The sequence below is a fragment of the Halobacillus trueperi genome (assembly GCF_003386945.1).
GTDB lineage: Bacteria > Bacillota > Bacilli > Bacillales > Halobacillaceae > Halobacillus > Halobacillus aidingensis.
In genome coordinates, this window is sequence record NZ_QUAE01000014.1 from 1 (window position 1) to 12466 (window position 12466).

Here is a 12466-nt window from a genome sequence, read left to right on the forward strand (position 1 = left end):
CAATTAAGTCTATATCACTAGTAAATATTTCTGTACCTCTACCATATGACCCTACATATAAACTATTATTCAGTTCTGAGGTACTCCCCCAATAATCTATATTAATTCTTTTAGTAATTTGTTTATATCTATTTTGAATTTTATTTACAGTATTGTCACTCATTCTTAGATTTGAACAGAATTGTTTAAAGTTCTCACTGACTGACATAGTTACTCACCCTTCATTTAAATAATTGCTTATTACCCACTCCCATTCTACCATTAAAATCCATATTAAGTAATAATTCTATACTAATTCTGAATCAAAAGAAGCTTGAAGCTTCTTTATAAGACGCCGCCCATTCACTTTATTAAATAAATAGTAGATGATAAGAAGTAAGGACCCCTATATAATCGGCTTTCCAACTTTACGGCATTGGTATGAGGTTAAATAAGATATCATTATGAATAAAGAAAATCCAGTCAATATCCAGTCGGAAGACCTGCTCAAACTTTTCACGAAACGACCTACAGCTTAGAAGGCTGTTGGAGTCCAAATGCTACCCACCAAAATAATGGAGTTAAATCCCATTATAACTCTCTGTTTATCGTTTATCATTTTTTAGGTGAACTTCAGATAAATGAAAAGCGGCTGGGAAATTCCTCAGCCACTACATTTAAAAACACCGTAAATTAAGACTTACTTTAACTCATCATCCAACGGTACGATTTGTTCATCCAGTACCTTTTGCCAGTCACGCTTCATCATTTGTGGGTACTTAAACGGTTTTATGTCTGGATGATCGGCTTTAAAGGTTTCATAGTCTTTACTCTCAATGATCCTCTTCATGTTTGGTACGTCATCCATCCCGATCATGTATTGAATCGCTGAAGCGTGCAGCTCGTTAATGGATACGCACCAGTAAGCACTGAAGCCTTCGACAATCTGCTCTTTTTTCTCGGTGAAGAACCGACGCTTCACGGCAAAGATATCTTCCTCTTTATCCACTTCCTTTTCATCGATGGCATTCAAGATACCCCGGTACACATCTTTAACCGTTTCCGATTTGTTTAATTTCTTCAGCGCATTTTCGATCTCTTCACGTACATCGGGATTGTTCGCCTCGTATGTCCCGAGTAACTGATCGATATAGCTTGAGTCAATGTCATACAGTTTCGTCGTCGCATCACTGAAGAACGTCAGGTCAGAAAAATCTGGTTCATCATCAGGATCCTCTTTACCGGCATCCTCCACCAACGAACCTTTCACCGTTTCATACACACCGACTTCCTCTTTCAAGATATTCACCTGTTCCTGCAGGGTTTTTGATGTGTACATGTCATTGTTATAGCTGTCATAGGTTATCAACGCCTCGTAGGAATTATTCAACTCCTGAAAGGCTTTTACATAGTCCACACGGGTTTCAAGAGGCGTTTGTTCATCGACCTCTCCCTCGTTCTCAATGATCGCCAAAAATTGTTTATGTGCCTTCTTGAAGCGTTTCTTGGCCGTATCATAGCTTGGATAGATTAAACCTGATTCTTCTTTCACTTCCGAATACAGCTTCGTTGCTTTCGTCACATTCTCTTCCATCTTAAACGGCTTACGAAACGTGACGATGAGCCCCTTCGTCTTTTCGGGATACGTTCGATTTGTTCTGGAAAAAGCCTGAATTAATCCAGCGTATTCAAGGTTCCTGTCCACAAATAACGTTTGAATGGTTGGGGCATCAAATCCTGTTAACAAGCGATCCACGACAATGACGAGATCCACCTGACGCCCGAGCTGTTTGAACTCTGCACGCTTTCTTGCAAGCCGATTGTTAATGTCCCCGTTGTAACGTTCGATATCTTGCAGTGACCACCCCGTCTTGTAATACCGGTTGTAGTCATCGATGATGTCCTGCATTTCCTGCTGCTGTTCCATAGCATTTCCCGTATTTTCGTCAAGTGAGTATGTAATGGCAATCCGTGGAAAGTCAGGATCATCCATCGTCCGGCCTTCTCGAATCGGTCGATCAGGGAAGACTTGCTCCATCCAGTTCCCCTCTTTCGTCATGGCTTTAATAGCCTGATAATAGCGCTTGGCCATGTCAATGGAACTGGTAGTAAGGATAGCTGATTTGGTCGGCTTTCCGTTCTTGAAATCGAACTTCGTATAAGCATTGTCAGGACGGAGAATTTTCTTGATGACTTTATCTATATGTTCATCCTTCTCATACATCGTTTTGTCTATGTAAGCTTCCTTATCCATGCCTGTCATCTCATCAATCTCCGTATTAATTTCTTCATCTGTCATATGAGCATAGTTTTCATTAATCCGGAGCTTTTTAAAAATCATATTGTCCAAAGAAGTCGGTTCAATGGTCGTTTCGTGTTCCACTTGAAAGCCGAGAACAGAACCATCTTCCAAGGCATTTTTAATCGTATACGTATGGAGGACTTCCCCGTACTGATCAAAGGTCGTTCTCGCCAATTTTCCTTTCGCCTGCTTCTTATTCTCTTCAAAGATGGGCGTACCGGTAAATCCGAACCACGTGGAATTCGGGAAGAATGCTTTGATATCTTCCATGTTCTCCGCACTCAATGCACGGTGGCACTCGTCCACGATAAAGACAATATGCTGCCCCATCAGTTTTTCGTATCGGTTGGATCCTTTTTGTTCTTCCTGCTTCTTTGCATGCTTTAACGCCGCATCCAGCTTTTGACGCGTTGTAATGATAACCACGTTTGAATTGGCATCGGCAAGGAGTGTTTTACTTAATTCCTGAGCACTGCCCGTTCCGACAATTAAGCTGTTGGCAGGAGTATTTCCTGACGAGATGCCCGTATTAAATTCCGATGCGAACTTTGTAAATTCACTTGTTGTCTGGTTGTCCAAGTCTTTCCGGTCAACGAGCATAATCGTGCGATCAATGCCTGACTTCTTCGCAAGGAGTTTCGTCGAGACAAAGCTTGTGAGCGTCTTCCCTGAACCTGTGGCGTGCCAGACATACCCGGACTGATGTTTGTTCGCTGCGGTAAATAACGCTTCAATGGCGTGAATCTGATAGGGATGCAGTACCATCAAGGTTTTGTTGTCCTGATCTTCACTGACGATCGTATAGTTGGCAATCAACCGGTGGGCATCCGGAATATTCAGTGCCTGTTTACAGAACTCATACAGGTTTTCCACTTTCTTATTGACCTTCGTTCGCCAACTGAACATGAACTTCCTGTACAAGTTTTTCGGCATGGCATTGGCGAAGTACCGTGTCGTCTGTTCATTCGATACGACGAATAATTGCAGTGTGGAGAAGATATTGTTTCGGAACATGCCTTCTTCGGCATATTTCTTAATCTGATTAAAGGCTTGATAGACACCGTCTTTTGCCGTTACCTTCTTCAGTTCAATTTGCACAATTGGCAAGCCGTTGATGAGTAACGTCACGTCAAAACGCCGGTCCCGTCCTTCTCCAGTGGCACTCTGTTTCGCAATCTGATTGACGACTTCATAGCTGGAGATCCCGCCCCCGATATCTTGATTGGAGTAGAGAACAAGGGAAACAAATCCCAGGTTACTGTCCTCACGTTCAATGGTGATCCGGGCAATGCCGTTCTCCCCTTTTAACCACTTCGCCGCATCAAAAGGCGTTTGTGTGCGGAAAAGCAGTTCCGTTTTAATCGCTTCAAATTCTTTATCTGTTAATGGCGTGTCACCGAGCTCAGCCAGATTGTTTTGTGTGATTTTTTGACGGAGGTTTTGCCAGAGATCAGCTTCGGATTTCAAATCATCACGAAACGTCCACTGGTTATGGCCTTCTCCTAACACTTGAATCAGATGGTTCTCAATTTCAGCTTCCGATCGATGAGATTGGCTCTGCACATGAATCACCTCCTAGACGAACATTTTTTGCAGGAATCCTTTTTTTGTCTCTTTTAAGAGTTCGAGTTCTTTTTCATGAGTAGCGATGGAATCATCAATCTTCTTGAAGAATTCGCCGATTTTTCGTTGTTCTTGAATATCAGGAATTTTAAATTTTAACGTTGAAAAGTCACTAAAACTTATACTTTTCCCATCTCTTATACCATAAGTTACTGTTTCTAATCTTTTTATAAAAGTCTTACTTGTCAAAACATATTTCCAAAATAGAAAGTTTTGTGACTCCTTATTTTGAAAGTCTAAAATAGTATAAGCCGGAGAGGTAATTCCCTCTATATTTGAATATGCAAATCCACCTTGAAAGGACCTCAAATGAATTACAAATTGACCAGGTTGAACACGTTTATATGTTTTAGTCGATTTTGCTTCATATTTTATATTAATACCAATATCATCACGAAAAACCATACCCTCTTTTTGTGATGCAGAAAGAACTGGGAGATCAGTATGATTTTTATCAGAGATGCTCTTAAAAATAGAATCAGCTTTTATATCATCCCACTCCCCACGAAACCCATCAAACCGAACTGCCGGCACACGTTCGCCATCCTTCGGAAACATCTTCTGCAAAAAGCCTTGTTTGCTTTCTTCTAATAATTCGATTTCGCGTTGCTGAAGAGCGATTCGATCGTCGAAGTTTTTAAAGAATTCTCCGATTATGGTTTGCTCTTTTAAGGATGGAAGATTAATAGGAGTATTTTTAGCCGGCTTTAAAGTAAAATGTTTTATTGTTAATCCGGTCGAAGCCCCTTCCATATATTTTGTCATCGAAGGAGAGGAAAAGAACACATTAAGATAAATACCACTAAGTTTTTTGGATGTTGATGTTTTAGCGTATAAAACACTTCCACCTTGAACATAAACTGGATTATCATCAATTTTATGATAAGTGACACCTACTTTCCCACCACTTGTAAATAACACATCACCTTTTTCAGGTGCACCTGTTTTATCCTTATACGATTGGTATGTCTCCTCAGAAATAAAGAGCTTCCCTAAAACCCCATTGTTTACCATGTCGCTTGAGCGTAAATATGGTACTCCCTTTGATAACCACAAGGTGTTTGGAATCCTAGCACTATCTTTAATTTCAACAACTTCTCCTAATTTATTTTGCACCCATTCTCCACTAAACCCATGAAATCGAATAATTGGTGTACGTTTATTTTCCATCAATAAACACCTCTAATGCACCTTGAATCCATTCCGCGTCTTCTTCGCTGTATTGCAGGGAAGAAATATCCTCAAACAAACTTTTTTGCAAGGCCTGTTTATTCTGTTGGATCTCTTTCATTTCGATGCCAACTGCTTTCATATCCACAGGTTCTTCTTCTTCAAAGGTATCCACGTATCTTGGAATGTTTAAGTTATAATCGTTCTCTGTGATTTCTTCAAATGTTGCAAGATGAGCATACTTATCGACAGTTTCACGACTATTGTAGGTATCAAGGATCTTCTCAATATTCTCTTTCGATAGTTTATTTTGATTTTTCCCTTTGATATATTCACGGCTAGCATCGATAAACAGGACATCGCGAGTACTTCGATTCTTTTTTAGAATTAAAACAGTCGTTGGAATCGATGTCCCAAAGAACAAGTTCGGTGGCATCCCGATCACTGCATAAATGCTGCCGTCTTCTAACAGCTTTTTACGGATGACACCTTCCGCAGCCCCTCTAAATAAAATCCCATGTGGAAGAACAATCGCCATCGTACCTGTTTCTTTTAAGTGATAATACCCGTGCAAGACAAAGGCAAAGTCTGCTTTTGATTTCGGAGCCAGCTTCCCGTAACGGTTAAAGCGTGAATCATCCAGGAATGTGTCATCCGCAGACCATTTAGCAGAATACGGAGGATTCATGACGACAGAGTCAAACGTGTAAGGTTCATCTGTTGGCCAGTCCTTATTCAGTGTATCCCCGTTACGAACTCTCATTTCTTCCGGATCAACGCCATGCAGGATCAGGTTCATCTTGGCCAAGTTAAACGTTGTTGTATTCAGTTCCTGCCCGTGGTATTTCACTTTATCCGGGTGATTGAGATAATTCCGCACATTTAACATCAGTGAGCCTGATCCCATGGTCGGGTCAAACACACTGAACCATTTCTTGTCTTCCTGACCAATGGCCACAATCTGTGACATCATGTCGGATACCATATGCGGAGTATAGAATTCACCGGCTTTTTTCCCTGCTTCAGATGCAAACTCGCCGATCAAGTACTCATACGCATCCCCAATGACATCACCTTCGTAATCAATAAGGTTCACATCATTCAACTTCTTAACTACGTCTGTGACTGTTACGTTACGTTGCTGATCATCAGAACCCAGTTTCTTTGACTGCAGATCTACATCGTCAAATAACCCACTGAAGGCATCATACTTAGTGGATAGCTGAATAAAAGCTTTGTTCAGATCATTTAACTGAAACACATTCTTCTTCGCTTGTTCTGCAAGTACGTTGAACAGATACCGAGGTTCAATGTCATACCCAAGCGTATCCACAACCGTTGCAACCAGATCTTCCTTTGTATCTTCATCTGACAAGAGCTCCTCATAAAGCTCCGTCTGTTTTTCTGGCGTATTATATGTATCCATCGATTCATCTGCCAGCTCAATGACTTTCAGTAATAACTTATCCGACAGATATTTATAGAAGATTAACCCCAATAAATAGTTCTTATACTCTGAGGCATCCATTTTGCTGCGAAGGTTATCCGCAGCACTAAATAATTTTTGATTTAATTCTGCTCCCATACTCACACACACTCCTATGTCTATTTCTTAAATCTAGTTTAATTCGATCAGTGACAGTCATTGTCAGCGTTCACACGTTATCATCACAAATCACTAACCTACATAAATTGTACTTCAATTCTATCAGATTCTAATCCTATTTTCCGTTCATTCTCCTAGTTATTCAAGTCTTGCCATATTCGAAAAGATGAAAGCAAGTTTGAAAGAAAAGGAGATCCGGTCATCTATGTGCCCCGAAAAAATCATAACTAAAGCATGCTTCAGTTTATGGCGGGGCGTTTGGCCTCATTCTCAATGGAAAAAACTAAATTAATTCATAAAAGACTAACTGACACTATTAAGTGGTTAAAAAAAGACCAATAGTAAAAGCCCTACCTCTGGCGGAAGGCAGGACTCTTTCATTACTTTGAAAAGTAAGCAAGCAGCAAGGATTCCATTATATTGATACTTTGAAAATATGCCTTTGCATCTTTGTTTTTTTTTTGCTAGCTTAATCTAACCTGATTCTTCTATAAGAAAAGTTTCATATTCTTATAGAAGAAAACTCCAATTTAAGCTTTTTTCCTAATGTCAGTACACCAGCATTAGTTCCACCTGTCCATACTCTTTCATAAACCTAATCTCTTCCTTTCAAATGATGATTCAAATACAACTTGTCCTTCTCTCCATTCTTAAAAGTGAATCCTAATTCTTGGCTACTCTCTTGAAGAATCCTTGTTCCGCCCTGATGATAATGTAACCTCATGTGATGTTGCGGACAAACAACAATTGTATTCTCATAAGTATCAATGTTTTCGATGTCTTCTTTTTGCTCAGCAGAGTTCAAGAAACTAATACTAGTGATATGATGGACCTCAACATACTTGAGTCTGTTCTCCTTGACAATCGGGAGAACTGGATTCTCTGGGTCACAAAGCTGACACTCGTGTTTATATAATGACTTAAGTTTGTTTACCAGTTGTCTTGAACGTACAATTCTTTCTTGTTTAACGCTTGTACGTTCTAATGAGCCTTGAATCATTTTAATTTCAATAAGCAATTCTTCTTTTAATACATCATCGTCTAATTCGTTAGTTTCGTACATGTCTGGTAGCTTTTTCTGTTGTTTATCTCTAATGGTATCTAACTCAACTTCTAATTCATCTACTTTGTTTTCGTTACCTAATTTTGAAAGTTTCATAAGGTTTTCAGAGTTCAAATGATAATAGTCCAAGTAAGATATATCGAAGACATTTATTTTAGGCATTATCTACACCCTTTTGAACACAAGACTTACAAACTAGCCACTTTGTCTCGTTCTCATCAATTGACATAAGAACCCAATTATCAGCCTGAAGTTCAACCTCTCCTTGACATCTTGGACAAGAAACAAAGTGTTTATCATGCGTATCATCTATATCAATCCATCTTACAACACGTCCTAACAACTCCCCCATATCATTTAATCTATATCTATGACCAGGTCTGACCGGACTATTAATGATTGAAGGGGCTTTTTCAATGAGAGAAGCTATATAATTATCAATGCGAAGTTTTTTATTTTTACCAATCCTAAATTCTTTAGTATTAGAATCATAGTTTTTGTTTGTACACTTCGCTAATTGGTTCCACTTTGCTGCGTGTCTATAAATCATTTCAAAAGTGAATAGCCTTTTATAATCTTGGTTCCGTTTATAGGTTTCCCTAATTAATACCACTTGTTCAATAGATAAAGGTACTGCACCTCCCTGAGTACTTTTTCGTACTTCACGAGTACTGAAAACTAGTGATCTAACTTTTTCTACATTAATTTTTAATGAAATGTTTTCGTGATTAACCAAGAAGTCAATGAAACTTCCCATCACATATACACGACCATTATAACTACTCTCAGTTTCAGCAATTCCTATAAAATCCTCGACTTGTGAAAAAGATAATTTATGTATGAGCTGATCTCGTGGGAGTAATTCCAAAAAGTTCAGCACTTTATTAGAATAGACATTGATTGTGCCTTTACTTTTACCAGACTTTTCTAAGTAATTAATATAACTTAAATATAAAGCTCTACTTCTATCATTCATCTTGTTCAATCTCCTACTCACATTTGCACTAACTTCTGGCATTACTTCTCCCCCTTATGTGTTTATTCCATATATTTCTATAAGTTTTATTGAAACCCCTCCATAAGAATGTAATTGCAAGTGATTTCTGGCTTAAGTATTTAGATTCCATTACCCAGGCGCAACTAATGATGGGCCACTTATTTCGATCTCGCCCATTTGGCCTTATGAAAAGAAGAGAAACAATTCCTACAAATAATCTTGGTGGAGATTGGTGAGAAAGAGATGCTTTTGATTTTCATACAAGTTAAAGAAAAACATGCTGAGACTATTAAAACATTAACAAACATAAGTATTATAACCACAACTACAAAAAGCACAGGAGTTTTAACAGACTATATCACAAAGAATCAAACTTGCCCCAGTACAAAGTATTTAATTATGGTGGGGTAAAACTAACACTCCGTATAAGACCAGTTTTAGTCGTGTTCATTAGACAAAAACTATGATTCAAATGAACACGAAGGTTCTCACCCCTTAATTTTCATTTGGTTGGTCGCTCACTCTACCTTTCTATTACTAATTCATTCTCTTTTCTAATTTCTCTATTCCAATCTTTATTTGTAGGTAAATCAATTTTAGATACTTCTTTACTCATTAACCTTCGAAATTTATTAGCAAACCCCCTCCCAGCCTTATCATTATCCGTACAAAACGTTATTTGCTTCACTTGATGACCTTCCTTGCCCATCCGTTTGATTTCATCAATCATGGTTTGCCGCTTAAGCCCAGACATGGAAACTAAGCGAGTATCTTGTAACTTCCCTTTCTTAATACTCCAGTACGACAACGCATCAATAGGGCTTTCAAAAAGATAAATCGAATTAGGTTTACCTATATCAACCGAGAAACCAGCCGAACCGTGGCTATTCCTATCAATACCTTTAAACATTCGCCCATCTTTCATGGGAGAAGTACCCTGTCGATCTGCCCCTACGACCTCTCCCTGGTGCTTCCACTTAAACACCACATTCCCAAGCTTGTCTTGGGCAATTAAATCCTTATTGGCCAACCAATCAACAATCTTAGGATGAATCTTCCGTTCTTTTGTAAGATAATCTTTAGCTTTTGTCCTATTGTTTACTTCATAATCAGAGGGATATTGATAAGGCTCCTTAGGCTTTTGCTCTTGGGCGTTGTCTTTCACTTTATAACCTTGCTCATTCAGATCAAGAACAGCTTCCGGAAAGCTCATGCCATAAAACATTTTGGCAAAGTTAATGACTCCAGCCCCTTTTTCGTCTCTGGAATTCCAAGCGTACATTTGGTCTTTAATCACTAAGCTGTCATGCACTTGGTGTCGGTAATATCTTCCCTCTTTCTTCAATGGCTCCCCTTTACGCTCAAGATAGTCTATGAGATCCACATTACGAGCAATCTCCACTTGGTCCGCGCTTACATGTTTGGCCATGCAGCACTTCCTCCTTTCTAAATTAGGTATAAAAAAAGACAGGGAGAAAACTCCCTGTCTAACGTTCAATCTCTACTTTTTCTTTTTGCTTTTCCTTCTGCTGAAAAGCCTTCTTATCCTCATTTCCATTCTTCATTTCCGAAGTGTTGCTTTCTTTTTCTTTCTCTCCATGAAACTCTCGATCCAGTTTACTTTCGATTTGAGATAGACGCTGCTTTCCACGATCTGTTAAAGGTAGCTCTTTTAATTCTTGAAGAGATTCCTTTTTAGTTTGGTACACCTCTTCTTTACTGTGAGTCTCTTGAAAAGCACGCATCTGATTCAAACGTTCTTGACGGTCATTGTTTTCTTCTTTGTCCAACTCTTTTCCGACTGTTGGTTCAATAAAGTTCATGAGCTCCTTTTTGTAATCGTCTTTGAAATCTTGATGAGAATATTCGTCATCGGCCTTTTCTTCCTTACCAAACGGCCCGTTATCCTTTTCAGCCTTGCTCACCTGGCTTCGGTACATCTCTCGAAGCTTTTCTGAAGGTAATATCTCTCTTTCTTGTTTCTCTTCTTCCATTTCATGTTTGTGTTCTTTAACACTCATATCTTTCTCCCCTTCCTTTTCTTGGCCCATAGATTCTTCAATGGTTGTAATAAACTCTTTAGCTGTTGACTGAACTTCTTGTAATAAGCTCTCATGGTCTTTAAATTCATGATCCTTGGTCCAGTGATGCAGATAGTCTAATGAGTAGTCACTGGTATCAATATTGAAATAAGAAGCAACCGTATAAGCTGTCATTTCCGCTTGAAATTCTTTCTCTGGTTTGGTGTAGTCATTCATATTTTCCTTCGTATGAAGCTTGGCGTGAGTCAATTCATGCAACAGAGTCTTTGTGTCCTGGCGTTCCGAATTACGCGGATTAAGAGCTACTTCTCCTAGCCCGGTATAACTCACTCCTTTGGCTGCTCCTAACTCTTCATAAGGCTCCACAATTTGAATATTGTTTTTATCAGCTATAGCCTTCATTCCTTCTCGAAGCTGACTGTAGTTTTCAATCTCCCCATCGATCCATTTGTTAGGAAAGATTTGAGGCAGATCTTTTTGAGTGGCGTTTGTCTGCGAAACATCGAAAACACTTCCAGTAGAATAAACAAGACGGCCATCTCGTTTATCGAGTTGACCGTCTTTGACTTGTTGCTTTTCTGTATTCGTCGCATATTTCAAAGGTTTCCATTCGCCTTCTTCATCTTGAAACTGTTTGCCTAACCGATTAGGGACGAGAACCTTTAAACTTTTCTCTCCTTTGTTTACGGAAAAACCTTTGTCTTTCCAGAAGGCGTAAGACCCTACAGCTTCTGCTCCTGGAAACTGTGAATCAATCAAGGCCGTATTACGTGGAGAATACCGGTGAAACTTTCCCATAAAGTCTAGATACTCTTTCATTTGTTCAGGAGAATGAAAGTGATTCGTAATACTCTTTTCCATCCCCTCTGTCAGTTGATTGATCTCCTCCTTGACCTTTTCTGGTGATTTCTGTTTATAAGATCGTTTAGTCTTCGCCATAATCCCCAGCTCCCTCACTAATGTTCATGAGTTCTTCCATTTCTTCCTCATCGTAATTGGGTTCTGTATTTAATATCAGTTCTTTTGTTTTCTTATGAAAAGGAATGAGTAGGTTCTCTTGATTCACTAAATGATGTTCAAGATCATCCATTTCCCCATCACTTAACGTTAAGGTATATTCCTCTTGTCCCACGTCCATCACGAGCTCATTATTTTCACTTAAACGCTTAAACACGCCTACTTCATAATTGCTATTAATCAAAAGCATCTCCTCACTCCTTTGTGAACTAATTCCTCATTATAACCCTCAGCTAGATGCTCGTTGAGTCTCTGTATCACTTATTCTCTTTTGGCGCTGATGACTGATTCTTTCTTCGACTGCTTCTCTCGCATCCTTCATCGCTTGGCTCTCAAAGATTGGGGTTGTAACACAAATTTCTAAGTTTTGATCCATCGCAAAACCGTTCATTAATTCCAGAAGGACTTGTGTATTTTTATCGCTTCGATTGGCTGCTAACCGCAACCGTTTCATTTCTTCAGAAAACACGTCTTGAAAATGTTGAGCCATCAAACTCATTAGATATTCTTGTGATTGTTCCTTCGCATTCTGTGCTTCCCATTCCTCAATCATACGATCCAAAGCTTCACCTGGATAACGAATATGGTACTGTTCCTGATACTCTTTAATTAACGCAATTGTCTCTTCATGCAACGTGACATTTTGACGTTTTCTCATTCATGGCCC

10 protein-coding genes are annotated in these 12466 nt (G+C 39.1%); all 10 read right to left on the reverse strand.

What is annotated here, in order from left to right; all coding sequences use genetic code 11:
• Positions 1–208: SMODS domain-containing nucleotidyltransferase (locus DYE48_RS14815; RefSeq protein WP_425269305.1), on the reverse strand; the 208-nt coding region annotated here is incomplete at its 3' end.
• 471 nt (positions 209–679) lie between these two features.
• Positions 680–3844: a type I restriction endonuclease subunit R gene (locus tag DYE48_RS14820; protein WP_115824300.1), complete on the reverse strand. Its 3165-nt coding sequence runs from the start codon at positions 3842–3844 to the stop codon at positions 680–682.
• Between the two features lie 12 nt (positions 3845–3856).
• Positions 3857–5074, reverse strand: a complete 1218-nt coding sequence (locus DYE48_RS14825) for a restriction endonuclease subunit S (RefSeq protein WP_115824301.1) — start codon at positions 5072–5074, stop codon at positions 3857–3859.
• Positions 5064–6659, reverse strand: coding sequence for a type I restriction-modification system subunit M (locus DYE48_RS14830; protein WP_115824302.1), 1596 nt, complete (start codon positions 6657–6659; stop codon positions 5064–5066). Before DYE48_RS14830 ends, DYE48_RS14825 begins: the two co-directional genes overlap by 11 nt.
• A gap of 616 nt (positions 6660–7275) precedes the next feature.
• Positions 7276–7905, reverse strand: a complete 630-nt coding sequence (locus tag DYE48_RS14835) for an HNH endonuclease (RefSeq protein WP_115824303.1) — start codon at positions 7903–7905, stop codon at positions 7276–7278.
• Complete coding sequence (locus DYE48_RS14840; protein WP_115824304.1) at positions 7898–8761, reverse strand: hypothetical protein; 864 nt, start codon at positions 8759–8761, stop codon at positions 7898–7900. Before DYE48_RS14840 ends, DYE48_RS14835 begins: the two co-directional genes overlap by 8 nt.
• 502 nt (positions 8762–9263) lie before the next feature.
• Positions 9264–10169, reverse strand: coding sequence for a toprim domain-containing protein (locus DYE48_RS14845; protein WP_115824305.1), 906 nt, complete (start codon positions 10167–10169; stop codon positions 9264–9266).
• A gap of 58 nt (positions 10170–10227) precedes the next feature.
• Positions 10228–11721, reverse strand: coding sequence for an ImmA/IrrE family metallo-endopeptidase (locus DYE48_RS14850; protein ID WP_115824306.1), 1494 nt, complete (start codon positions 11719–11721; stop codon positions 10228–10230).
• Positions 11708–11989 (reverse strand): hypothetical protein, encoded by a 282-nt coding sequence (locus DYE48_RS14855; protein WP_115824307.1) that lies wholly within the window; start codon positions 11987–11989, stop codon positions 11708–11710. Before DYE48_RS14855 ends, DYE48_RS14850 begins: the two co-directional genes overlap by 14 nt.
• 39 nt (positions 11990–12028) lie before the next feature.
• The gene (locus tag DYE48_RS14860) at positions 12029–12457 is read right to left on the reverse strand and encodes a hypothetical protein (RefSeq protein WP_115824308.1); all 429 of its coding nucleotides are present in this window, start codon (positions 12455–12457) and stop codon (positions 12029–12031) included.
• Positions 12458–12466: the final 9 nt, after the last annotated feature.